This window comes from Seongchinamella unica (assembly GCF_004354085.1).
GTDB classification, from domain to species: Bacteria; Pseudomonadota; Gammaproteobacteria; order Pseudomonadales; family Halieaceae; genus Halioglobus; species Halioglobus unicus.
The window spans coordinates 275800-299387 of the sequence record NZ_SMSE01000001.1; the positions used below are offsets into that span (position 1 = coordinate 275800).

General features: G+C 60.9%; 21 protein-coding genes. 2 read left to right on the plus strand and 19 right to left on the minus strand.

Annotated features, from left to right (window positions below; all coding sequences use genetic code 11):
* The 12 genes from pilW to trmJ all read right to left on the minus strand — a co-directional run bounded on the left by pilW (position 1) and on the right by trmJ (position 9071).
* Positions 1-765, minus strand: coding sequence for a type IV pilus biogenesis/stability protein PilW (gene pilW / locus E2F43_RS01250; protein WP_133209064.1), 765 nt, complete (start codon positions 763-765; stop codon positions 1-3).
* An 8-nt stretch (positions 766-773) separates the two neighbouring features.
* Complete coding sequence (rlmN, locus tag E2F43_RS01255; RefSeq protein ID WP_133209065.1) at positions 774-1946, minus strand: dual-specificity RNA methyltransferase RlmN; 1173 nt, start codon at positions 1944-1946, stop codon at positions 774-776.
* Positions 1947-1955: 9 nt separating this feature from the next.
* On the minus strand, positions 1956-2381 hold the full coding sequence (gene ndk / locus E2F43_RS01260; RefSeq protein WP_133209066.1) for a nucleoside-diphosphate kinase: 426 nt from the start codon (positions 2379-2381) through the stop codon (positions 1956-1958).
* Positions 2382-2648: 267 nt separating this feature from the next.
* Positions 2649-2843, minus strand: a complete 195-nt coding sequence (iscX, locus tag E2F43_RS01265) for a Fe-S cluster assembly protein IscX (RefSeq protein WP_133209067.1) — start codon at positions 2841-2843, stop codon at positions 2649-2651.
* Positions 2844-2989: 146 nt separating this feature from the next.
* Positions 2990-3328 carry an ISC system 2Fe-2S type ferredoxin gene (gene fdx, locus E2F43_RS01270; RefSeq protein WP_133209068.1) on the minus strand — a complete coding sequence of 113 codons (339 nt, stop codon included), beginning with the start codon at positions 3326-3328 and terminating at the stop codon, positions 2990-2992.
* Complete coding sequence (hscA, locus tag E2F43_RS01275) at positions 3325-5202, minus strand: Fe-S protein assembly chaperone HscA (RefSeq protein ID WP_133209069.1); 1878 nt, start codon at positions 5200-5202, stop codon at positions 3325-3327. Before hscA ends, fdx begins: the two co-directional genes overlap by 4 nt.
* A gap of 1 nt (position 5203) precedes the next feature.
* Positions 5204-5743, minus strand: a complete 540-nt coding sequence (hscB, locus tag E2F43_RS01280) for a Fe-S protein assembly co-chaperone HscB (RefSeq protein ID WP_133209070.1) — start codon at positions 5741-5743, stop codon at positions 5204-5206.
* Positions 5744-5776: 33 nt separating this feature from the next.
* Entirely contained in the window at positions 5777-6103 is a 327-nt protein-coding gene (gene iscA, locus E2F43_RS01285; RefSeq protein WP_133209071.1) for an iron-sulfur cluster assembly protein IscA, read from the minus strand.
* Positions 6103-6489 (minus strand): Fe-S cluster assembly scaffold IscU, encoded by a 387-nt coding sequence (gene iscU / locus E2F43_RS01290; protein ID WP_133209072.1) that lies wholly within the window; start codon positions 6487-6489, stop codon positions 6103-6105. The genes iscA and iscU overlap by 1 nt, the downstream gene beginning before the upstream one ends.
* 18 nt (positions 6490-6507) lie before the next feature.
* On the minus strand, positions 6508-7722 hold the full coding sequence (locus E2F43_RS01295) for an IscS subfamily cysteine desulfurase (protein WP_133209073.1): 1215 nt from the start codon (positions 7720-7722) through the stop codon (positions 6508-6510).
* Between the two features lie 23 nt (positions 7723-7745).
* Positions 7746-8219 carry a Fe-S cluster assembly transcriptional regulator IscR gene (gene iscR / locus E2F43_RS01300; RefSeq protein ID WP_133209074.1) on the minus strand — a complete coding sequence of 158 codons (474 nt, stop codon included), beginning with the start codon at positions 8217-8219 and terminating at the stop codon, positions 7746-7748.
* A gap of 87 nt (positions 8220-8306) precedes the next feature.
* Entirely contained in the window at positions 8307-9071 is a 765-nt protein-coding gene (gene trmJ, locus E2F43_RS01305; RefSeq protein WP_133209075.1) for a tRNA (cytosine(32)/uridine(32)-2'-O)-methyltransferase TrmJ, read from the minus strand.
* Between the two features lie 97 nt (positions 9072-9168).
* On the opposite strand from trmJ, the gene E2F43_RS01310 reads away from it, so the two are divergent.
* Positions 9169-9963 carry an inositol monophosphatase family protein gene (locus E2F43_RS01310; RefSeq protein WP_133209076.1) on the plus strand — a complete coding sequence of 265 codons (795 nt, stop codon included), beginning with the start codon at positions 9169-9171 and terminating at the stop codon, positions 9961-9963.
* Between the two features lie 153 nt (positions 9964-10116).
* On the opposite strand, the gene secF is transcribed toward E2F43_RS01310, so the two are convergent.
* The 3 genes from secF to purL all read right to left on the minus strand — a co-directional run bounded on the left by secF (position 10117) and on the right by purL (position 16941).
* The gene (secF, locus tag E2F43_RS01315; protein WP_133209077.1) at positions 10117-11031 is read right to left on the minus strand and encodes a protein translocase subunit SecF; all 915 of its coding nucleotides are present in this window, start codon (positions 11029-11031) and stop codon (positions 10117-10119) included.
* Positions 11031-12908, minus strand: a complete 1878-nt coding sequence (gene secD / locus E2F43_RS01320; protein ID WP_133209078.1) for a protein translocase subunit SecD — start codon at positions 12906-12908, stop codon at positions 11031-11033. Before secD ends, secF begins: the two co-directional genes overlap by 1 nt.
* A 139-nt stretch (positions 12909-13047) precedes the next feature.
* Entirely contained in the window at positions 13048-16941 is a 3894-nt protein-coding gene (gene purL, locus E2F43_RS01325; protein WP_133209079.1) for a phosphoribosylformylglycinamidine synthase, read from the minus strand.
* A gap of 141 nt (positions 16942-17082) precedes the next feature.
* Here purL and mltF point away from each other — a divergent pair, with 141 nt between their 5' ends.
* On the plus strand, positions 17083-18510 hold the full coding sequence (mltF, locus tag E2F43_RS01330; RefSeq protein WP_133209080.1) for a membrane-bound lytic murein transglycosylase MltF: 1428 nt from the start codon (positions 17083-17085) through the stop codon (positions 18508-18510).
* Here mltF and tadA read toward each other — a convergent pair whose 3' ends face one another.
* From tadA to glgC, 4 genes are read right to left on the minus strand one after another with little or no spacing between them, the layout of a single operon-like run.
* Positions 18511-18972 (minus strand): tRNA adenosine(34) deaminase TadA, encoded by a 462-nt coding sequence (gene tadA, locus E2F43_RS01335; protein ID WP_133209081.1) that lies wholly within the window; start codon positions 18970-18972, stop codon positions 18511-18513.
* A gap of 3 nt (positions 18973-18975) precedes the next feature.
* Positions 18976-20562, minus strand: a complete 1587-nt coding sequence (locus E2F43_RS01340; RefSeq protein WP_133209082.1) for a glycogen synthase — start codon at positions 20560-20562, stop codon at positions 18976-18978.
* Positions 20563-20589: 27 nt separating this feature from the next.
* Positions 20590-22218 carry an alpha-D-glucose phosphate-specific phosphoglucomutase gene (locus E2F43_RS01345; protein WP_133209083.1) on the minus strand — a complete coding sequence of 543 codons (1629 nt, stop codon included), beginning with the start codon at positions 22216-22218 and terminating at the stop codon, positions 20590-20592.
* Between the two features lie 30 nt (positions 22219-22248).
* On the minus strand, positions 22249-23517 hold the full coding sequence (gene glgC, locus E2F43_RS01350; RefSeq protein ID WP_133209084.1) for a glucose-1-phosphate adenylyltransferase: 1269 nt from the start codon (positions 23515-23517) through the stop codon (positions 22249-22251).
* Positions 23518-23588 lie beyond the last annotated feature (71 nt).

A 23588-nucleotide genomic window follows, 5' to 3' on the forward strand; every position in this document is an offset into this window, starting at 1 on the left:
TCACTTGGTCCGTTTATAGGCGTCGTATTCGACTGAATTCGGGTATAGATTGGCCAGGGCCAGGGCATAACTGCCCTCGGCATCGCGATCGTCGTTTTCGCGGGCCAGGCGGATGCCCAGCCACAAACCGCGCGCAGATTGCTGGCGGACCACGGTGCGATAGGTATCGTAATAGGACTGCGCTGTTCGGAAGTCGTCGGCCTCAAACCGCAGTTGGGCCAACTCCAGCAGTGCAATCGAGTTGGTACGGTCCATGGTCAGCGCACGGCGAAACGCCTCCTCGGCACCCAGGGTATCGAACAACTGCAGGCGACACAGCCCCAGGTTTACAAAGGCTCTGGGGCGGGCCTTGTACAGGGAATCTTTCACCACGTATTCCAACTGCGCTGCCGCCTCGTCGTAGCGCTGCTGGGAATACAGAAACGTGGCGTAATTGTTGCGCGCCCTGGAAAAGTTCTTGTCCAGCCTGATCGCAGTCCGATAGCTCTGCTCGGCCAGCTCGAACTCCCCGGTACTCTGGTATACCAGCGCAAAGGCCTCGTGAACCTCTGCGTTGTCCGGATCCAGATCGTAGGCAAGCTTGAGGTTGCGCTTGGCATTTTCCCAGTTACCTTCACCGATGTATTTTCGAGCCAGCTCCACCCGCCGCTCCAGCGCTTTCTCCGGATCGGCCTTTTCGGTGAAAACACTGTCAGTGGTGGTGACGCAGGCGCTGGCCAGCAGTGTTACCGCCAGCGTCGCCAAAATTCGAAATCCTTTCCCCATGCCTGTTCCTACCTCTGCCCCGGTTGCACATCGTTGTTCTGTTGTTGCGCCGCCTCGCGATAGCGCTCACTACGACGGGTGCGGTCTACCACCTGGCCGACCAACTGGCCGCAGGCAGCGTCGATATCGTCACCGCGGGTGGTGCGCACAGTGACAATATATCCTGCATCCACCAGTACTTGCCAGAACCGGGACACAGCGTTACCGCTGGGGCGGCGATAGTCGGACTGGTCGAAAGTATTGAATGGAATGAGATTGATCTTGCAGGGAAAATCCCTGAGCAATAATGCCAGTTCCTCGGCGTGCTCGCGCTGGTCGTTGATGCCGGCAATCAGCGTGTACTCAATGGTGACCACCCGCTTCCTGTCTGCCTGTGCGTCAATGTAGTTGCGGGCGCTCTCCAGCAATACCGAGATGGGGTACTTGCGGTTGATGGGCACCAGCTCGTTGCGCAAGGCGTCGTTGGGGGCGTGCAGGGAAACCGCCAGCGAAGCCTCGCTGACCCTGGCCAGCCTGTCCAGGGCGGGCACCACGCCGGAGGTACTCAGGGTCACCCGGCGCTTGGAAATACCGTAGGCGTTGTCCTCCATCATCAGGTCCATGGCCGCCACCACGTTGTCGAAGTTGAGCAGGGGCTCACCCATGCCCATCATCACCACGTTGGTCACTACCCGACCCTTGCCAGACTGAAAGGCATCGTAGGAATCTATCGCCAGCCACACCTGGCCAATAATTTCAGCGGCAGTGAGGTCGCGCTGGAACCCCTGCTTGCCAGTGGAGCAAAAGCTGCAATCCAGGCTACAGCCCACCTGGGAAGACACGCAAAGTGTTGCCCGGTTGCCATCGGGAATAAGCACCGCTTCGACCAGGCCACCGCCTTCAACCCGGATAGCCCACTTGCGGGTTCCGTCACTGGAGTCGTGCTGGCTGACGATTTGCGGTGGACGAATTTCGGCGCAGTCCTTGAGCTTCTCCCTCAGGGCTTTGCCGAGATTCGTCATCTCATCAAAGTCCGTGACCCCGTGGTGATGTATCCACTTCAGAACCTGCCTGGCACGGAACTTCTTCTCCCCCAGTTCGAGGAAGTACTGTTCCATGGCGGCCAGGGGCAGGCCCAGCAGGTTCGCCTTTTGCGGTGACTGCTGGTCGGGCTCGACAGAAGTGGCGATGACGGAGGTCACGGGGGCGGCCTAGCGCTCGCAGATCTCGCTGGCTGCGAAGAAATAAGCGATTTCGCGGGCCGCAGATTCGGGGGAGTCAGAACCGTGAACGGCATTGGCGTCGATGCTGGAAGCGAAATCGGCGCGGATGGTACCTTCAGCGGCTTCCTGGGGGTTGGTGGCGCCCATCAGTTCACGGTTTTTGGCGATGGCGTCTTCACCCTCCAACACCTGCACAACCACCGGTCCGGAAGTCATGAACTCGACCAGGTCCTTGAAGAAAGGACGCTCACGGTGCTCGGCGTAAAAGCCGCCGGCGACCACGTCGGACAGGCGCAGCATTTTGGCGGCAACGATTTGCAGGCCGTTGCTCTCAAACCGCGAATAGATTTTGCCGATGATGTTCTTGCCGACCGCGTCAGGCTTGATGATGGACAGAGTGCGTTCTACAGCCATGGGAAGTTCTCCAGTGGGATTTTGAGGATAAACCCCTGCCGCGCGGACAGCCTTTTGGGCCCCGCCCGGGCAGGTGGGATTAAAGCCGCGCAATTATACGGACTTTGGGTGTCAGTTTCACCCTGATCTTGGCCCGGGACGGATATTAATATCCCTTTAAATCAAAGACTTAGCAGAGCCGGGAAAATACACATCGGCGGCGACTGACAAAAGCACCCGGGCGAGCGGACTCAGCCCCTGCCAGAAGGACGATTCAGGCGGGGGAAATCAGTCCAGTTCCTCAATCCAGGCCGCCTGTATGGCCTCGAGAATCTTCTCCCCGCAGTGCTCCGGGTCATCGTCGAAGCCCGGCAGGGCCAACACCCAGTTGCGCAGGTCAACGAAATTGAGCGAGAGTGGGTCCACGTTAGGGTGGGCCTCGGAAAGTTCTATGGCGATGTCGTTGATGTCGGTCCAGTGCATATTGGCCTCCCATTGCTTGGTCCCGTCAGTGACGCTGGATTCCCGCTTTCACGACGCTCCGGCGACCCGGCGGTCCGACCCCATTGCCGGGCCGGATCCCGGGGTGCCTGAGCGTCCCCTGCGCCGCGGGATCGGCGCCAGCGGGCTTAATGGCGCTCAGACACCATATTGATCGTGTAGCGCGGAATTTCTACCACCAGGTCCTCATCGGCAACAATCGCCTGGCAGGACAGGCGGGAATCGGGTTCCAGGCCCCAGGCCTTGTCCAGGTAGTCATCCTCAAGTTCGTCGGGCTCTCCCATCGAGTCATAGCCCTCGCGAACAATCACGTGGCAGGTGGTGCAGGCACAGGACATCTCGCAGGCGTGTTCGATTTCGATGTGGTTCCGCAGCAGGGCGCGGCAGACACTTTCGCCGGGTTCTGCCTCGACGACGGCACCCTCGGGGCAGAGATTTTCGTTGGGCAGGACTACGATGCGGGTCATTCTCTTACCTCCTGATCCAGTTCTTCCAGGCTGACGCCCGCCAAAGCCTGCTTGATGCTCTTGTCCATACGCCGGGCAGCAAATGCCTCGCTGGCCCGACCCAGCTCCTCGGTTAACGCCCGCAGCAAGGCTCCATCCTCGCCCCTGGCGGCATCCCGCAGGGCCTGCATTTTCTGGTGCAGCGCCTGGCACTCCGCTTCGCTGAGCAGTTCGGCGCCGTCGGCGGCCAGCGCTGCGTCCAGCCCCTGCAGCAACTGCTCTGCATCCAGCCGCTGTTCCGCCAGCTGGCGAGCCGTCTTGTCCTCTTCCGCGTGACTGAAGGAAGACTGCAGCATTTCAGTAATCTGCTCGTCGCTCAGACCGAAGGACGGCTTCACCGTGACAGCGCTCTCGACGCCGGTTGTCTCCTCGCGAGCGGTGACATTGAGCAGACCGTCCGCGTCCACCTGGAAAGTCACCCGGATACGGGCCGCTCCCGCGACCATCGGCGGAATGCCTCGCAACTCAAAACGCGCCAGGGAGCGCGAATCCGCCACCAGTTCCCGCTCGCCCTGAACGATATGCACTGCCAGGGCGGTCTGTCCGTCCTTGAAAGTGGTGAACTCCTGGGCCCGGGTTACAGGAATGGTGGTGTTGCGGGGCACGATTTTCTCCACCAGGCCGCCCATGGTTTCCAGGCCCAGTGACAGGGGAATAACATCCAGCAACAGCAAATCCCCTTCGGGACGATTACCCACCAGGATGTCGGCCTGAATTGCGGCGCCGATGGCCACCACCCGGTCCGGGTCGATATCGATGAGGGGCGGCCGCTTGAAAAAATCCTCCACCGCTTCGCGAATCAGCGGTACCCGCGTGGAACCACCGACCAGGACTACATCATCCACAGCGTCGATGTCGGCATCGCGCAGACAGCGACGACAGGCGCGCAGGGTGCGCTTTACCAGCGGCTGAATGAACGCCTCAAATTCTTCACGGCGCAGCGTCACCGGGTCAGCGTCGGCAATCACGTCTCCCAGCGGCAGCTCAACCACCAGTTCGCTGGACAGGCTCTCCTTGGCCTTGCGCGCCATGCGATGCAGCGCGCGGTACTGGCCAGCTTGCAGTTCGACGTCGGCGGCCTGCTCCAGTGCCCAGTTGACGATAGCGGCATCGAGGTCGTCACCGCCCAGGGCCGTATCGCCGCCGGTGGCAAGCACTTCAAATACGCCCCGGTGCAAGCGCAGAATCGAGATATCGAAGGTTCCGCCGCCAAGATCATAGACGGCGATAACCCCCTCTTCCTGCGAGTCCAGGCCATAGGCGACGGCCGCCGCGGTGGGTTCGTTCAGTAAGCGCAGCACCGGAAGGCCACCCAGGGTGGCGGCGTCCTTGGTGGCCTGGCGCTGGGCATCGTCAAAGTAGGCCGGCACCGTGATGACCGCGCCCTCGATCTCACCGCCGAGGGTTTGCCTTGCCCGCTCGCCCAATACCGCGAGAATTTCAGCGGAAGCCTGTACCGGGCTGATGTCGCCCTGGCTGGTGACGAAACTGACCATTCCCTCCTCGCCGTCAGCCAGCCGGTAATGTGATCGCTCAGCGTCCTTACCGGCGTCCTTCCTGCCCCGGCCCATAAAACGTTTCACCGACACCAGGGTGTCGGCGGGGTGCTGGCTGGCCAGTTCGAGGGCCGCCGAGCCCACCACAGGCCCATCGGGGCTGGAATAATTAACCACCGAGGGCAGCATGAACTGGCCGGACTCATCAACAAGCACATCGGCACGGCCGCCGCGCACGCTGGCCACCAGCGAATTGGTGGTACCCAGATCTATACCCACCGCCAGCTTGACCTGGTGTGGAAGGGGTGACTGGCCCGGTTCGGCTATTTGCAACAACACGTCAGCTATCCATTAACTCTGATTCGATCTGCTCCGCTTCCTGGAGTATCTTCTCCAGATACTGCATTTTGACGCAGGCACTGGCTGCGGCGGTCAGATCTGATTGATTGTAAGCAGCTTCAAACTCCGCCTGGTGAATTTTGATATCGCTGCTGATCTCGGCTACCAGATGATCGAGAACCGTGTCCGGGTCCACCAGGTCGTGCATGGACTCGAGCTTTTCGCGCAGCTCCATCTGCTCGATGAGGAAACCGCCATCAACCTGCTGCCCCGATATCTCCTGCTGGCTCATGCCCTTGAGTTCCAGCAGGTAAAGCGCCCGCTTCAGTGGCGAGCGCAGAGCGGAATACGCCTCATTGACGAAGGCCGAGTACTGCACCGCCACGCGTTTTTCATGCTCAGCTGCGCTGGCATAACGATCCGGGTGCAGTTCCCGCTGCAGTTGCCGGTAACGATTGCCCAGCAGCTGGGTGTCAATGGCAAACTGCACCGGCAGCTCGAACAGCTGGAAGTAATTCTGGGAAAAATCAGGTGAGGACATGCCGCCAGGGCCGTTTTGGTATCGGGCCGGGGATTATACGGTAAAGCTCTCGCCGCAACCGCACTCTGCAGAGACGTTGGGATTACGAAACTGCAGGCCCTCGTTGAGACCTTCGCGGACGAAGTCCAGCTCGGTACCATCGAGGTAAACCAGGCTCTTGGGGTCGATAAACACTTTGACCCCGTGGTTCTCGAACACCTCGTCCTCTGGCGCCGGCTCATCGACGAATTCAAGCACATAGGCCATACCGGAGCAGCCGGAGGTGGTTACGCCCAGGCGTATGCCCAGGCCCTTGCCGCGCCCCGCCAATTGGGCTGCCACGTGCTTCGCGGCCGACTCGGTGATGGTAATACTACCCATCAAGCCTGTCCCCGCTTTTGGCGAATATCCTTGACCGCGGCCTTGATGGCGTCTTCGGCCAGTACACTGCAGTGGATTTTTACCGGCGGCAAGGCCAGTTCCTCGGCGATCTCGGTGTTCTTGATCTGCTCCGCTTCATCCAGCTTCTTGCCCTTGACCCACTCAGTGAGCAGGGAGCTGGAAGCGATGGCGCTGCCGCAGCCGTAGGTCTTGAACTTGGCGTCTTCAATAACGCCCTCGTCATTGACCTTGATCTGCAGGCGCATCACGTCACCGCAGGCGGGCGCGCCGACCATGCCGGTGCCAACGCTGTCGTCGCCGGCGTCCAGCTTGCCGACGTTGCGGGGATTCTCGTAGTGATCCAGTACTTTATCGCTGTATGCCATGATTCTTCTCCTCAACCGCTAGTGGGCGGCCCACTCGATGGTGTCCAGGTCGACACCGTCCTGATACATGTCCCAGAGGGGCGAAAGCTCCCTCAATTTGCCTACTGCATTGCGCAACTGCTCTACTGCCACGTCGACGTCTTCCTCGGTGGTGAACCGGCCAAAGCTGAAACGCAGGGAGCTGTGTGCCAGCTCGTCGTTCAATCCCAGCGCACGCAGCACATAGGATGGTTCCAGGCTGGCCGAAGTACAGGCCGAGCCGCTGGAAATCGCCAGGTCTTTCAGCGACATGATCAGTGACTCACCCTCGACAAAGGCAATACTGACATTGATCGCCCCGGGCAGTCGCTGGTCCATATCACCATTGACGTGCACTTCTTCGATATCCTTGATTCCGTCCCAGAAGCGCTGGCGCAGTGCCTTGAGGCGCTCTGCTTCTTCCGCCATGCCTTCTTTGGCAACATGGGCGGCCTCGCCCATGCCCACAATCTGGTGGGTGGCCAGCGTACCGGAACGCATGCCGCGCTCGTGGCCACCGCCGTGCATTTGCGCTTCCAGCCGAACCCGTGGCTTGCGGCGTACGAACAAGGCACCCACACCCTTGGGGCCGTACATCTTGTGGCCCGACATGGACAGCAGGTCGACCTTCATTGTTTCCATATCCAGTTCGATTTTGCCGGCGCTCTGGGCGGCGTCCACGTGGAACAGCACCTTGGCATTGCGAGTCACCTCGCCGATGCCGGCAATATCGTTGACCGTGCCGATCTCGTTGTTGGCGTGCATGATGCTCACCAGCACGGTGTCCTCGCGAAGCGCAGCGGCGACGGCCTCAGGCGTGATCAGCCCGGCCTCGTTCGGGTCCAGGTAAGTCACCTCGTATCCTTCTCGTTCCAGGTGGCGACAGGTGTCCAGCACTGCCTTGTGCTCGATCTTGGAGGTAACGATGTGCTTGCCCTTCTTCTGGTAGAAGTGGGCTACTCCCTTGATGGCCAGGTTGTCGGACTCGGTGGCACCGGAGGTCCAGACAATCTCCCTGGGGTCGGCATTGATCAGGTCGGCCACCTGGCGGCGGGCATTCTCCACCGCCTCTTCCGCTTTCCACCCATACAGGTGGGAGCGGGATGCCGGGTTGCCGAAATTGCCCTCCATGGACAGGCAGTGGACCATTTTCTCCACAACCCGCGGGTCAACCGGCGTGGTGGCCAGGTAATCAAAGTAAATCGGTTTCTGCATTCTCTAAAGCTCCGTTACTGCACTCAGGCTTGGCTGAGTACCAAAGTCTCACTTTGCTCTGCCCGCGCGTCCTGGCGCGCAGATATGTGCCGCACCTCACGGCGCTCCACCAGGTTCGCCAGGCTGATCTGGCTGAGAAAGCCGTGGATCTGCTCGCTGAGGTCACACCATAAATGATGGGTGAGACAGACTTCTCCCTGCTGGCAATTGCTGGTGCCGCCACAGCCGGTGGCATCCACCGCCTCATTGACCGCATCGACAATCTCGGCGACAAAAATATCCGCCATGTCCCGGCTCAGGCGATAGCCGCCCCCGGGACCGCGCACACTGGTAACCAGATCGTTACGGCGCAGCTTTGCAAACAGTTGCTCCAGGTAAGACAGGGAGATATCCTGCCGTCCTGAAATATCTGCCAGACTCACTGGCCCGTCGCTACCGTGTAGCGCCAGATCCAGCATTGCGGTAACTGCGTACCGCCCTTTTGTAGTGAGTCGCATACTTCCAACCCTTTCGATTTCAAGACCGGTAGTATGCAATACCTGAGTAAAATGGTCAACTATAAAACCAACTGTTTTACTTGGTTTTCAGCCAGGACCGGGCCCCGAATCTGACGCTTTTGCCTTGCGCACCCACTTCTGGGTCTCGGTGAGAATGCCCCTGAGAATATTGAGCTCCATCTCGTCCAGTCGCACCCGGCTGTACAGCCGCCTGAGCCTGGCCATCAATTGTCGGGGGGCAGCAGGATCGAGAAATTCCACGTCAACCAGGGTCTCTTCCAGGTGGGTATAAAAACGCTCCATGTTTTCCCGGGTGGCGAAGGGCGTATCCCACTCGGCATCCTCGGTGGCCGGTAGCGAAGGCGCATCCAGCAACATCCGCAGTTCGTAGCACACCACCTGCACCGCCATGGCCAGGTTCAGGGAGCTGTAGTCTGCGGAGGTGGGGATATTCAGGTGCAGGTTGCACACCTTGAGTTCGTCGTTGGTCAAACCCCGGTCCTCGCGACCAAACAGCACCGCCACCTGCTCCTTCTCGGAAGCAACCGCCATACGCTCGGCACACTGTCGCGGATCCAGCAACGGCCAGGGAATCCGCCGGCCCCGGGCACTGGTGCCCACCACGAACTGACAGTCGGCAATCGCCTCATCCAGTGACGAGGTGACCACCGCGTCTTCCAGCACGTCCACAGCAGAGGCCGCTCGCCATTCGGCCTGCTCATCGGGAAACTGTCGTGGATCCACCAGGTACAAGCGGGACAGCCCCATGTTTTTCATGGCACGGGCGACACCACCGATGTTGCCGGGATGACTGGTATTGACCAGAACGATGCGGATATTGTCGAGCTTCATGGACGTTTGCGAGTGCCAAAGGGGCCGCGAAGTTTAGCAGATTTTCTGCCACACTTGCTCTATAATCGCGCGCCCGAGACCGACCAAGGATGACCCCATGGAACCGATGATCAACATTGCACTGCGCGCCGCCCGCAAGGCCGGCGAAAATATCGTGCGTGCCTCCGATGATCTGGATCGTGTCGACATCGTGGCCAAAGGTGTCAACGACTTTGTCAGTGAAGTGGACGTCGCCGCCGAGCAGGAGATCATCTATCACCTGCAGAAGGCCTACCCGGATCACGCCATCCTCGGTGAGGAAACGGGCCTCACCGGTGATGAAAACGCCGACTACCGCTGGATCATCGACCCCCTGGACGGCACCACCAACTTCGCCCGGGGCATCCCCCACTATGCGGTCTCCATTGCCTGCACGCACAAGGGCAAGCTGGAACACGCGGTGATCGTCGACCCGGTACGCCGGGAAGAATTTACCGCCTCCCGCGGTCGCGGTGCCCAACTGAACGGGCGTCGCCTGCGCGTCAGCAATCGCACCAGCCTGGAGGGCGCTCTGTTGGGTACCGGTATCCCCTTCAAGGGACACTGTGACGACCGACTCCAGCCCTATGCCAAGTCTGTCGAGGTCCTCGCGGGCCAGTGTGCGGGCATCCGCCGCGCCGGCGCCGCCTCACTGGACCTGGCCTATGTGGCTGCTGGCCGGTTGGACGCGTTCTGGGAAATCGGTCTCGCCCAGTGGGATATTGCCGCCGGAGCACTGCTGGTGAAAGAGGCCGGCGGGCTGGTGGCTGATATCGATGCCTCGGATAACTACCTGGCATCCGGCAATATCGTCTGCGGTAATCCCAAGTGCTTCAAGGCTGTGCTGCAGGTGACCAAGCCTTTGTTGGGCTGACCACAAAAATTGGTGCCACACCCGTCGGCCCACCGTCAATTCTCTGTTGACGGCTCGGTCGGCAAACTCCGCCTTGGTTTTTGGGCCGCTGCGGAGTTTGCGACCGTTTCGGCAGGTAAGTCCCGCCTCAGGGCCGTGCCACCAGAGCACCACTCAGGGCATCAAGTCTTCCTGCTCCGCGCCTTCCCTGACCGGGATCATCAGGTCTTCCTTGCTCACCCCCATCATCAGCAGTGCGTTGGCCGCCACATAGATAGACGAGTAGGTACCGATAAACACACCGACCAGCAGGGCAACGGCAAAGGCATTGATCATTTCGCCGCCGAACAGGGCCAGCGCCATCAACACCAGCATCGTCGTTAACGACGTCACCAGGGTACGGCCCAGGGTTTCGGTGAGGGAGATATTGATGACTTCCACCGGGTCCGCCTTGCGGATCTTGCGGAAGTTTTCCCGGATGCGGTCGGAAACGACAATGGTGTCGTTCAGGGAGTAACCGATAACCGCCAGCAGCGCAGCCAGCACCGTGAGATCGAACTCCATTCCGGTCACGGAGAAGAAACCGAGCACGACGATCACGTCGTGAATCAGGGCCACGACAGCGCCCACGGCGAACTTGAGCTGGAAACGGAAAGCGATGTAGAGCATGACCAGGCCCAGTGCCAGTAGCATCGCCAGACCGCCCTGCTCGCGTAGTTCATCCCCCACCTGGGGGCCGACAAACTCGATGCGGCGCAGTTCCACGGTTCCGTCGTAGGCGTTCTGCAGCCGGGTCAGTAATTCAGCGCCCTGGCTGTCGGAATAGCCCTGGGGCAGGCGTATCAGAACGTCCCGATCGGTGCCGAAGCTGACCACTATCGCCCCGGCGTAGCCCTCGGTTTCCAGCGTTTCCCGGATACCGTTGAGATCAGCGGTTTCACTGTAGTTCACTTCCACCAGCGTGCCGCCGGTAAAGTCCAGGCCCCAGTTGAGCTGTCTGGTCGCCAGGGAAACGGCAGCAATAGTCAGCAGAATCAAGGAGAAGGCCAGGGCCAGTTTGCGTTGCCCCATGAAGTTGATCACTTTCATCAGACGCCTCCTCCAATTGACAGCTTTTCGACACGGCGACCGCCGTAAATCAGGTTGACCAGCGCTCGAGTACCCATGATGGCGGTAAACATGGAGGTCACGATACCTACCGACAGGGTGACGGCGAAGCCCTTGATGGGACCAGTACCTACCGCGTAGAGAATAACTGCAACGATCAGGGTGGTGATGTTGGCATCGAGAATCGTGGCAACGGCGCGCTCAAATCCGGAGTGAATCGCCATCTGTGGTGACAGCCCGTTCTTCAACTCCTCCCGTATTCGCGAGAAGATCAACACGTTGGCGTCCACAGCCATACCCACGGTCAGCACGATACCGGCGATACCAGGCAGGGTCAGGGTCGCACCGATAATCGACATGAAGGCAATCATCAGTACCAGGTTGCAGCTCAGGGCGATCACCGCGGCGACACCGAACACGCGGTAGTAAAGCACCATAAACAGGACCACCAGTGCCAGGCCCATTTGCACCGACTTCACCCCGAGGCGAATATTCTCCGCGCCCAGGGAGGGACCGACGGTACGCTCCTCAACAAAGCTGATGGGCGCTGCCAGGGCGCCCGCGCGCAACATCAGTGCCAGCTCGGAAGCCTCCAGTGGACTGTCCAGACCGGTAATCTGGAACTGCGCACCCAGCGCAGACTGGATGACCGGTGCGGTCAGCAGCTTTTTCTCGTCGTAGGGAATCTTTACCGCGACTTCTTCGCCGTTTTCATCGCGCTCGTAGGTGGTGCGGTATTTGCGCTCGATAAACAGTACACCCATGCGCCGCTTGATATTGTCGCGGGTGGCGCGGTTCATCAGCAGGCCGCCCTCGCTGTCCAGGCTTATCTGGACATTGGGTCGGCCGTTCTGGTCGAAACTGGCCTGGGCGTTGGTCACCCGCTCACCGGTCAGGATCACTTCCCGTTCCAGCCACTCGCTCATGCCGGCGCGATCAGCACTGCGGTACTCGAAGCGCTGCTTCTCGGAGGGAGCCGCTTCCAGCCTGGCCACCATGCGGAATTCCAGGTTGGCCACCTTGCCGAGGATACGCTTGGCTTCGGCGGTGTCCTGGATGCCGGCCAGTTCCACCACAATGCGATTCTTGCCCTGGCGCTGGACCAGAGGTTCTGACACGCCCAGCTCGTTGACCCGGTTACGCAGGGTGGTGAGGTTCTGGGTGACGGCGTAGTCGGCAAGCTCATCACGGGTGGCCTCGGTCATGACGGCATACAGGTTCCAGCTGCCTTCTTCATCCACCCGGTCGAGCACCAGTTCAGGGTGGTTCTCGGCAATGATTGCCCTGGCCTGCTCACGCAAATCCTCGGAGCGGAACTTGGTTTCCAGCCGGTTGTCACCGTCGATGTCCACGTAACCACGGATACGGGCCTCACGCAGGGCGCGCTTGGTGGCGTTGAGGTAATACTCCATACGCCGCTCGATCGCCGCATCCACATCCACTTCCAGCTTGAAGTGCACACCGCCGCGCAGGTCCAGTCCCAACTTGACCGGCTGGGCGCCGAAATCGCTGAGCCACGAAGGTGTGGTCGGCGCCAGGTTGAGAGCAACAATGAAGCCGTCACCCAGTACCCGCGATACCCGGGCCTGGGCCTGCAGTTGTTCTTCCTGGTCACGGAGGCGAATCAGTGCGTTGCGGCCATCGGGATCGATGGTCTCGCCGAAATAGTCGATGCCCGCCTCTTCCAGAGCCTTGTGGGCCCGGGTCAGGGTAGCCTCATCGATAATCTGGGCGCTGCTCTCACCGGTAATCTGCAGGGCCGGGTCCGGCTTGTATAGGTTGGGCGCGGCGTAGAAGAAACCCAGAGCCAGCACAAACAGCACTAGCAGGTATTTCCACAGGGGATACTTGTTCAGCATGTAAATTGCTCAGTAATTGAAACGGGCGGCGGGCCCGACTCGAAAAAGGCGTCATTATAAGGAATCGACCTCTCGCCACAAGGCCGTAGCTCCAGTGATGGGGGCGCCGGGCCTCGAATTCAAGGGCCCGGCACCGGCCCTAACCCAGCCACTTCCGCGCATTGCGGAACAGGCGCATCCAGCCCGCGTCTTCCGGCCACTCTGGCGGCGCCCAGGAATACTGCACAGTGCGGAACACCCGCTCCGGGTGAGGCATCATGATGGTGGCGCGTCCATCCAGGCTGGCAAGCCCGGTAATGCCATTGGGGGAACCATTGGGGTTGGCAGGGTAGGCGGTCGCGACCGACAGGTCGCTTTCCACGTAACGCATGGCCACGGTACCAGTGGCTTCACAGGCCTTGAGGGCAGCCTGGTCGGTAAATTCGGCCCGGCCCTCGCCGTGAGCGACTGCGATTGGCAGGTGCGAGCCGGCCATGCCGGATAACAGGATGGAGGGACTCTCCTGAACCTGGACCAGCGCCAGCCTGGCCTCGAACTGTTCCGAACGGTTGCGCACAAAGCGTGGCCAGTGATCCGCGCCGGGAATCAGGTCCTTGAGGGTGGAGACCATCTGGCAGCCATTGCATACCCCCAGGGTAAAACTGTCCTCCCGCTGGAAAAACGCCCCGAATTGCTCACGCACGCCCTCATTGAAGCGAATGCTCTTGGCCCAACCCTCCCCGGCGCCGAGTACGTCACCGTAGGAAAATCCGCCACAGGCGACCAGCCCCTTGAAATCCGCCAGCTGCTGGCGGCCACCGAGGATATCGCTCATATGCACGTCTACCGGGGCAAAGCCCGCCCGGTGGAACGCGGCCGCCATTTCCACATGGCCGTTGACGCCCTGCTCACGGAGCACGGCGAGGCGCGGCCGGGCGCCGATGTTGATGTACGGGGCGGCAGTATCCTCTGCCGGATCGAAGCTCAGGCTGGCGCTGAGGCCGGCACCTTCCGAGCCTATCCGCTCAAACTCTTCCCGCGCACAGTCCGGGTTGTCGCGCAGGGCCTGTATCTCGTAACTGGTCCGCGCCCACAGGCGCTGTGCCTCGGACCGTGTTCCAGCCAGCACTTCCCGTTGTGCATCGCGCACTACCAGGCTCTCACCCGGTCTGGCTGTGCCGATGACATGGGTGCAATCGCCAAGCCCGGCGCGGCCCGCGCTGGCGAGAAATTCCTCCAGATCGCTGTCGCGCAACTGGAGGACGGCGCCGGCCTCCTCGTTGAACAGGCGGGCGATATCGTCACCCGGCAGCGCGTTCAGATCGACGTCCAGCCCACAGTGCCCGGCAAAGGCCATCTCCGCCAGGGTCACCAACAGGCCGCCGTCGGAGCGGTCGTGGTAGGCCAGCAGTTTGCCGGCCTGCAGGTAGTGCTGGACCAGTTCGAAGAAAGCCTTCAGGTCGGCAGCTTCAATATCGGGAGCGGTGGTACCTAACTGCCTGCAACTCTGGGCCAGCGCCGAGCCACCCAGGCGGTTGGCGCCGCGACCGAGATCAACCAGTAGCAGACTGGCCTCCGCATCGGGCTGCAATTGCGGGGTCACCGACAGGCGAACATCAGTCACCGGGGTAAAGGCGGATACGATCAGTGACAGGGGCGCGGTGACCGCCTTGTCCTCGCCATCGTTCCAGGTTGTGCGCATGGACATGGAATCCTTGCCCACCGGGATGGTGATACCCAGCTGCGGGCAAAACTCCATGCCCACCGCGTAGACAGTGTCATACAGCGCCTCGTCCTCGGCACCATAGCCGGCGGCACACATCCAGTTGGCGGACAGCTTGATGTCGCGAATATCGGCGATGCTGGCAGCGGCAATATTGGTAATCGCCTCGGCAACAGCCATGCGGCCGGAAGCCGGACCATCCAGCAATGCCAGGGGCGTGCGCTCGCCCATGGCCATGGCCTCACCGGCGAAAGAGTCATAGGACACCGTCGTCACCGCACAGTCAGCCACCGGCACCTGCCAGGGCCCGACCATCTGGTCGCGGGCGACCATACCGGTCACGGTTCGGTCACCAATGGTGATCAGGAAATTCTTACTGGCCACGGTGGGCAACTGCAACACCCGGGACGCCGCATCGGCCACACTCAAATCCAGCGACAGTGACTCCGTCGCAACCTGCTGGCGCGTCACCTCTCTGTGCATGCGCGGCGGCTTGCCGAACAATACCGACATCGGCAGGTCCACCGGCGCGTTGCCAAAGATATTGTCGGTCAGCTGCAGGTGCATTTCTTCCGTGGCCTCGCCCACCACCGCATAGGGGCAGCGCTCACGCTCGCAGATGGCTTCAAAGCGGGCCAGGTTTTCCGGCTCCACCGCCATCACGTAACGCTCCTGGGATTCGTTACACCAGATTTCCAGCGGCGACATGCCCGGCTCATCGTTGGGCACATTGCGCAGTTCGAAACGGCCGCCTCGATTGCCGTCCTTCACCAGCTCCGGGAAGGCATTGGACAGGCCGCCGGCTCCCACATCGTGGATAAAGGCAATTGGGTTCATGTCACCCAACTGCCAGCAACGGTCGATCACTTCCTGGCAGCGCCGCTCGATCTCCGGGTTCTGGCGTTGCACCGAGGCAAAGTCCAGGTCCTCGGCACTCTGGCCGCTGGCCATGGACGAGGCAGCGCCACCGCCCAGGCCAATCAACATGGCCGGTCCACCCAGCACGATAAGTTTCGCGCCGGCCCGGTACTCACCCTTCTCGACATGCTCCTCGCGGATGTTGCCGTAGCCACCGGCAATCATAATCGGCTTGTGGTAGCCCCGCACTTCGGGACCGTTCACTCCGGCCGCCTCCAGCTCGAAACTGCGGAAGTAGCCGCAAAGGTTGGGTCTGCCGTATTCGTTGTTGAAGGCCGCCCCCCCAATGGGGCCTTCGAGCATGATATCCAGGGCGGAGACGATTCGCCCGGGTTTACCATAATCACGCTCCCAGGGTTGCCCGTAACCCGGAATATTGAGGTTGGATACGGAGAAGCCGGTCAAACCCACCTTGGGTTTGGAACCTCGACCGACGGCACCCTCATCACGAATCTCGCCGCCGGAACCGGTGCCGGCCCCGGGGAAAGGCGCAATCGCCGTGGGATGGTTATGGGTCTCCACTTTCATCAGCAGGTGGATGTTTTCTTCGGAGAAACCGTACTCACAGTTCTCCGGGTCAGGATAAAACCGCCCGGCGCGATGGCCGACCACCACGGCGGCATTGTCGGAATAGGCAGACAGCACGTTTTCGCCACCCAACTCATTGGTGTTGCGAATCATCTTGAACAGGGACAACGGCTGTTCCTCGCCGTCTATGCTCCAGCTGGCGTTGAAAATCTTGTGCCGGCAGTGCTCCGAGTTGGCCTGGGCGAACATCATCAATTCAACATCGTTGGGATTGCGACCCAGCTCGGTAAAACTGGCCACGAGGTAGTCGATCTCGTCATCCGCCAGCGCCAACCCCAGGCTGGCATTGGCCGCCTCCAGGGCCGGCTTGCCGCCGGCGAGAATATCAACGCTGGTCATTGGCGCCGGGGCAGCCGCGACGAACAAGGCCTGCGCATCGTCCAGCGTGTCAAAAACGCTCTCGGTCATGCGGTCGTGCAACTGGGCCTTGACCGCTGCCAGCTGTGCTTCGCCCAGGTTCTCTGGCAAAGCCAACTGATAGGCCACACCACGCTCAATGCGCCTCACTTCCGCCAGGCCGCAGTTATGCGCAATATCGGTCGCCTTGCTGGACCAGGGCGAAATCGTACCGGGCCGGGGGGTCACCAGCAGCAACTGGCCCTGCATGCCCTCGGCCACATGACCTGCCTCGTCAATGGTCGGCCCGTATTCCAACAACTGCTCCAGTACCTGGCGCCTCTCCGGCGACAACGCCTGCTCGAGGTCGGCAAAATGCACGAACTCGGTGTGCAGAAGCTTGATCTCGGGGTGAACAGCGGAAAGTTTATGACTCAGTTTGTCCAGGCGAAATGCAGACAAAGCCGGTGCGCCGCGCAGGGTAAGCATGCTGGGGAGGGCTCCAGGGGGGCTGATTTATCGAGGCGGTATTGTACTGTATTCGACCCCGCTCCGTTAACCGAAATAGCGGCTCAATACCACGGTAATTATCCCTGTGTACGCCGAGCCGGCGCTGGCTAGAATGCACTTATGATTCGACTGCTCACCCTGGTGCTATTTCCGTTGATCCTGCTGCTTTCCGCCTGTTCGGGAGAGGACAGTCTCGAGCGTATCGAGGAAAGCGGCAAACTGACCGTGGTCAGCCGCAACAGCCCCACCACCTACTATATCGACAAGGGCTCACCCACCGGTTTCGAATACACCCTGGTGCGGATGTTCGCTGATGAACTCGGTGTCGAACTGGACATCATCCCGGCCTTTAGCCTGAACGACATCTTCGTGGCCCTGGACCGGGCCGATGCGGATATCGCGGCGGCGGGCCTTGCCCTGACCGGGGAAAGAGAGAGCGCCTACCCCCACAGCAGGCCTTACTACCAGTTACGCCCGCTAGTGGTATACAAGGCGGGCAGCTACCGTCCGCGGGCCATCGAGGATCTGGACGACATGTCGATCGTGGTGCTGGCCGGGTCTGCTCACAGTCGCGCGCTGGAAGCGCTGGCCGTGGGAGGATTTCCCGATCTCAACTGGCAGGAGATAGACGAGGTGGACTCCATGGAGTTACTGGAACTGGTCGACAGCGGCGAGGCAGAACTGGCTGTTATCGACTCCAACGAGTTCGAAGTCCAGCAAAGCCTCTACCCGCGACTGAAAGTGGCCTTTGAGCTGGGCTCCGCCCAGGATATGGTCTGGTACCTGCCTCCGGAGAGTAACAACGACGCGCTGTTGCTGCGCATCAACCAGTTCCTGGCAAGATTACAGGCCGAGGGTGAACTGGAGCAATTGCGGGAGGAGCACTTCGGGCACAGCAAGACCGTGTCCCGCATAGGCTCTCACACATTCAGTCGCAACATGGCGCGAACGCTACCCCAATACCAGGCGTTGATAGAACAGGTGGCGGCCGAATACCAGATGGACTGGCCCCTGCTGGCAGCCATTGCCTATCAGGAATCCCACTGGAACCCTCTGGCGGAATCGCCCACCGGGGTGCGCGGAATGATGATGCTCACCGCACCGACCGCCCGGGAAGTGGGGGTCGCTGACCGACTGGACCCGGGGCAGAGCCTTCGCGGCGGTGCCCGCTATTACAAGCAGCTAAAACGCCGCCTGCCGGATGATATTTTCGAGCCGGATCGCACCTACATGGCGCTGGCCGCCTATAACATTGGTCGCGGCCACCTGGAGGATGCCCGCCTGCTCACCGACCGCCAGGGCGGCGACCCGCACCTGTGGAGCGATGTGATGGAACGGCTGCCGCTGTTACAGAACAGCAAGTATTACCAGAACTTGCGTCATGGCTATGCCCGCGGAAAGGAGGCGGTGACCTACGTGCAGAATATTCGCCACTACCGCGGCATTCTGCAATGGCAGGATATCGCCAGGAACAAACCGCGCCCCCCCATCGACACCGGGCAGTACCTGCCGGCAACCCTGGAGAAAACCAGCCTTAAAGCGCTCTGACTAGCTGCGACGCTCGCGAAAGAAGGCCTGTAGACGCTCGCTGCTCTGTTCGGCGAGTACGCCACCCTGCCACCTGACCCGGTGATTGTAGCGGGGTTCGTCCAGCAGGCTACAGGTGCTGCATACCACCCCGGCCCTGGGTTCGCTGGCGGCAAAAACAACAGTTTCAATACGGGCGTGGATCATCGCGCCGGCGCACATGGTGCAGGGTTCCAGGGTGACATAAACGGTTGCGCCGGGAAGCCGGTAATTGCCGACCAATCGGGCAGCATCGCGCATGGCAACTATTTCGGCATGGGCGGTCGGGTCAGAATAAGAGATCACCGAGTTCCAGCCCTCTCCCAGCAATTCTCCATCCCGCACGACCACCGCACCGATAGGCACCTCGCCCTCATTCGCCGCCCGGTCCGCCAGGGTCAGGGCGCGACGCATCCACTGCTCGTGTTCGCTGATTGACGCCATTGTTCAGCCCCGCCCAGCCGCCTTGTCACACGGCAGGTACAGCTGTTCGACATAGGCGCTGGCAACCTTATCCCAGGGAAACCGCGCCGCAGCCGCTGACGCGCAGATTTCCTGCCACCGTGCTGGTTGCTCCCGCTTGAGGGTGAGCACCTCCCTGAAACGCAGCAGCATCTGTTCCCCTTCTTCCGCCAGCGTTGCGCCCTTGAAGCTGAAGCCATTGTCGCCATCGACAACGGTATCGGCGAGACCGCCCACCGCGTGCACCAGGCAGGGCTGACCCGCACGCATGGCCAGCATCTGGCTGATCCCGCAGGGCTCGAAGGAGCTGGGCATCACAAAAAGGTCACCCTCGGCGTACAGCTGGTCGGAAAGTGGTTCCGAATACCCGCGCAAAAACAGGAAATTCTCATGACTGGCACTCACCGCCGCCAGAGCGTGCTCCAGCTCCGGGTCACCGCTGCCCAGAAGTATGAATACGCCCGAGTCACCCAGTGTCTCCAGCATGTGCACCAATGCGCTGCGTCCATCCTGCAGCGGCCGCAGCAGCAGACCCACTTTCTGCGGCGTAACACGTCCCACCGAGGTCAACAGCAACCCGGGGCGCTCAGCGCCACAGGCCAGCCACTGGTCCAGCTTGCGCAGGGCGAGGAACTCTGATGGCAGCACTGCGGCGGATTTCCCCAGCCATTGCAATACCCGCTCCCGGGCCAGGTCGATAAACTCGGTAAACGGCAGCACGGTGGTGCCCTTATCCGGGTATTCGCAGCCGTTGAGGATACCTACCAATCGTCCCTGCTCCGCCGCCCGGCGCAGGTCTGCCTCGAGGCCAGCACCTCCGCCCGCAGCATCACCGGCGGGGTCCGGCTGCTGTATTTCGCGCACATAGGTGGGTGACACCGCGTGCACCCGGTGACACAGGTTAATGGCAGCGCGCGCGGGGTTGAAGCAATCCGGGTAACGCGGGTCGGCAAGCAGGTCGGCCGGGTAATCCATCGCCCCATACCAGCTGTCCAGGGCGGACTCGTCCCCGCTGAACGGGCGAATACCCTGGAGTGCCAGGTTGTGGATTGTGTAGACCATGGGTATCGCCGGCATCAGCTGGAAGCTTTTGTCGTAGCGTGCCAGCACCGCCACCAGCGCACTGTGCCAGTCATGGAGATGAATGATGTCCGGCACTTCCAGGCGCCGGCTGGACAGCGCCTGCAATACTGCACCACAGAACAGTGCAAATTTCGACGCATCAGTGGCGAAGGGGCGCTCCGGACCGTCGTCACAGTAAATCTTGCCGGCGCCCTGGGGCGCCAGCAGTGGGTGTTCCAGCACCCAGTGTTTCACCCCCGGCTGGGCAGGTTCCGGCTCCACCCGCCACAGCCCCACACGCTCGATGCGGCCGCGGAAACGCAGCTGCAATTCGCTTATCCGCTGGGCACCGGACAGCGTGGAAAAATACTGGTAGCCGGGCATGACAACCGATACCTGGTGCCCCAGCGCCGCCAGGGCCGGCGGGACATCGCGAATAACATCGCCCATGCCGCCCACCTTGCCGCCGGGAAACGCGCCGTTTTCGGCGGCAACCATTAAAATTTTCATCGCTGTGTCACCCCGATCAAGCGATACTCAGGTGATGACATCGGGACTTTCGCGGCCGGTGTGCTGACGGATTCCCGCCAGCGTATCAGCCGCTATGATCAGACTGGCAAGCGCCTTCTGGGCATCCAGTTCCAGCAGCGCGGGATCCCGTTCGTAGCGATCGTAATACACCCGCAGGGTGGCACCGGAGGTGCCGGTGCCCGACAGGCGCAATACCACCCGGGCGCCGTCTTCAAACAGAATGCGCAAGCCCTGTCCACGGCTGACACTGTTGTCCACCGGATCGGTGTAAGCGAATTCATCGGCGTAGGCCACCTTATGGCCTTCGATTTCACGGCCGCGAAGGGTCGACAGGTTATCTCGCAAGCCCTGTATCAGCGCGGTCGCACCCTCGCTGTTAAGGTTTTCATAGTCGTGACGGCTGAAGTAATCGCGCCCGTAGCGCTGCCAGTGTTCGCGGACGATTGCTCGGGCTGATTGCTTACGCACGGCGATAATATTGAGCCAGAACAGCACCGCCCACAGGCCGTCCTTTTCACGCACGTGGGATGAGCCAGTGCCAAAGCTCTCCTCGCCGCAGAGGGTAATGCGGCCCGCGTCCATCAGGTTGCCAAAGAATTTCCAACCCGTTGGCGTCTGGTAACAGGAAATTCCAAGTGCCTCCGCTACCCGGTCGACCGCAGGGCTGGTAGGCATGGAGCGCGCCACCCCGGCAAGTCCGTCACGGTAGCCTGGAACCAGTTCGGCATTATCGGTCAGTACCGCGAGGGAGTCGCAGGGGTTGATGAAAAACCCGGTGCCGAGAATCATATTGCGATCACCATCGCCGTCTGAAGCGGCGCCAAAGGCCAGCGGGTCATCGCTATTCATCCGCCTGACCAGTTCAGCGGCGTGCGCCAGGTTGGGATCCGGGTGACCACCGCCAAAATCCTCCAGCGGCTCGGCATTGATCACCGTACCCTCGGGCGCCCCCAGGCGCCGTTCCAGAATCTCGACGGCGTAGGGACCGGTCACTGCGTGCATCGCGTCGAAACACAGGGTGAAAGGGCTGTTCGCCAGCAATTGTCCAATGGCTTCAAAGTCGAACAAGGTGGTCATCAGTTCCGCGTAGTCGGCCACCGGATCGATGATCTCCACCCGACAGCCACCGACCCGGTGCTCACCGGGTTCATCGAGTTCAATGTCCGCTGTCTCCTCGATCAGGTAACAGTCGATCTCCCCGCTGGCGCGGTAAATGGCGTCGGTGACAGTCTCGGTCGCGGGGCCGCCATTAGGGCCATTGAACTTGACACCGAAGTCTTCGTCGGGCCCACCCGGATTGTGGCTGGCGGAGAGCACGATACCGCCATCGGCACCGTACTTGCGGATTACACAGGAAGCGGCGGGTGTAGAGAGCAGGCCACCGCGGCCGACCAGCAGGCGGCTAAAGCCATTGGCGGCGGCCATGCGCACAATAATCTGCACTGCCTGGCGATTGTAATAGCGGCCGTCACCGCCGATCACCAGGGTACGGCCACTGCAGTCACCGATGGCGTTGAAAATCGACTGTACAAAATTCTCGAGGTAGCCGGGCTGGGTAAACTCCGCCACTTTCTTGCGCAAACCCGACGTGCCCGGCTTCTGGCCGGCAATTGGTTGCGTGCTGATAGTTTTCACTGTACTTCTCACTTGTCAATCCCGCTTGTTTCAGGCGGCCCCTTCAGGCTGGCCCAGCATGCCCCGGGTCACCAGCACCACACCGCGATCGGTCACCCGAAAGCCATTGGCGCGATCCTGCTCCGCATCGTAACCGATCACAGTGCCCTCTGGAATGTTGCAGTGCCTGTCTATAATGGCGTTGCGAATCCGGCAATGGCGGCCCACCGTTACCTCCGGCAGGATCACCGCTCGCTCCACGTCGCAGTAGGAATGTATCCGCGTATTGGAAAAAATGACCGACCCGCTCACCCGGCTGCCTGACACGATAGCTCCTCCCGCAACCATGGAGTCTACCGCCATACCGCGTCGATCATCTGCGTCAAACACAAACTTGGCGGGAGGATACTGCTCCTGGTAGGTCCACAGCGGCCATTCCTTCTCGTACAGGTTGAGCGCTGGCGAGGTTCCGATCAATTCCATATTGGCCTGCCAGAATGAATCCAGCGTGCCCACGTCCCGCCAGTAGGCCTTGCCCCCGGTCTCGGGGTCGCGGAAGGGATAGGCATTTACCTGGTACTGTTCGATGATGGAGGGCAGGATGTCGTTGCCGAAATCGTGGGAGGATTTCAGGTTGCTCGCGTCGCTGGTCAGGATATCGCAAAGGAATTCGGTATTGAAGATATAGTTGCCCATCGAAGCCAGGGTCAGGCCAGGCTGCCCGGGTATCTCGGCCGGTTCCGCGGGCTTTTCCTGGAAAGCAACGACCCGGCCATTTTCGTCGACCTTCATCACCCCGAAGGCGTTGGCCGCCTCCTCCACCGGCACCTCCAGGCAACAGACAGACAGGTCGGCCCCTGATTCCACATGATTGACCAGCATGGGACCATAATCCATCTTGTACACATGGTCGCCAGAGAGAATCAGCAGGTAGTCCGGGGCCTCGGCGCGGATAATATCCAGGTTCTGGTAAATGGCATCGGCCGTGCCCTGATACCAGTCTTCGGAATACCGCTGCGACGCAGGCAGAATCTCGACATACTCCCCCAGCTCTTTCTTGAAGTGGCTCCATCCGCGCACCAGGTGACGTACCAGTGAGTGCGCCTTGTACTGGGTCAGTACCCCGATTTTGCGAATACCCGAATTGACGCAGTTGGACAGGGGAAAATCGATAATTCGGTACTTGCCGCCAAAGTACAGCGCCGGTTTGGCGCGCCAGCTGGTCAGCTCGTAGAGGCGTGAGCCGCGCCCACCGGCCAGCACCAGGGCCATGGTATTGCGGGTAAGACGGCTTACGTAACGCGGGTTCTGCTCTTCCATCAGCTCATGCTCTCCTGGTGGTCAGGTGTGGCGCGGCGTGGCGCACCGTCAATCAACAGCCTAGTACACTT

Excerpts from the sequence above, each read along its gene's own strand:
- trmJ (WP_133209075.1), bottom strand. The coding sequence starts at position 9,071 with ATGAAGCTCGACAATATCCGCATCGTTCTGGTCAATACCAGTCATCCC.
- purL (WP_133209079.1), bottom strand. The coding sequence starts at position 16,941 with ATGCTTACCCTGCGCGGCGCACCGGCTTTGTCTGCATTTCGCCTGGAC.
- ndk (WP_133209066.1), bottom strand. The coding sequence starts at position 2,381 with ATGGCTGTAGAACGCACTCTGTCCATCATCAAGCCTGACGCGGTCGGC.
- fdx (WP_133209068.1), bottom strand. The coding sequence starts at position 3,328 with ATGACCCGCATCGTAGTCCTGCCCAACGAAAATCTCTGCCCCGAGGGT.
- secD (WP_133209078.1), bottom strand. The coding sequence starts at position 12,908 with ATGCTGAACAAGTATCCCCTGTGGAAATACCTGCTAGTGCTGTTTGTG.
- hscB (WP_133209070.1), bottom strand. The coding sequence starts at position 5,743 with ATGTCCTCACCTGATTTTTCCCAGAATTACTTCCAGCTGTTCGAGCTG.
- pilW (WP_133209064.1), bottom strand. The coding sequence starts at position 765 with ATGGGGAAAGGATTTCGAATTTTGGCGACGCTGGCGGTAACACTGCTG.
- iscA (WP_133209071.1), bottom strand. The coding sequence starts at position 6,103 with ATGGGTAGTATTACCATCACCGAGTCGGCCGCGAAGCACGTGGCAGCC.
- E2F43_RS01340 (WP_133209082.1), bottom strand. The coding sequence starts at position 20,562 with ATGAAAATTTTAATGGTTGCCGCCGAAAACGGCGCGTTTCCCGGCGGC.
- iscR (WP_133209074.1), bottom strand. The coding sequence starts at position 8,219 with ATGCGACTCACTACAAAAGGGCGGTACGCAGTTACCGCAATGCTGGAT.
- E2F43_RS01310 (WP_133209076.1), top strand. The coding sequence starts at position 9,169 with ATGGAACCGATGATCAACATTGCACTGCGCGCCGCCCGCAAGGCCGGC.
- E2F43_RS01295 (WP_133209073.1), bottom strand. The coding sequence starts at position 7,722 with ATGCAGAAACCGATTTACTTTGATTACCTGGCCACCACGCCGGTTGAC.
- tadA (WP_133209081.1), bottom strand. The coding sequence starts at position 18,972 with ATGGCGTCAATCAGCGAACACGAGCAGTGGATGCGTCGCGCCCTGACC.
- glgC (WP_133209084.1), bottom strand. The coding sequence starts at position 23,517 with ATGGAAGAGCAGAACCCGCGTTACGTAAGCCGTCTTACCCGCAATACC.
- secF (WP_133209077.1), bottom strand. The coding sequence starts at position 11,031 with ATGAAAGTGATCAACTTCATGGGGCAACGCAAACTGGCCCTGGCCTTC.
- iscU (WP_133209072.1), bottom strand. The coding sequence starts at position 6,489 with ATGGCATACAGCGATAAAGTACTGGATCACTACGAGAATCCCCGCAAC.
- iscX (WP_133209067.1), bottom strand. The coding sequence starts at position 2,843 with ATGCACTGGACCGACATCAACGACATCGCCATAGAACTTTCCGAGGCC.
- mltF (WP_133209080.1), top strand. The coding sequence starts at position 17,083 with ATGATTCGACTGCTCACCCTGGTGCTATTTCCGTTGATCCTGCTGCTT.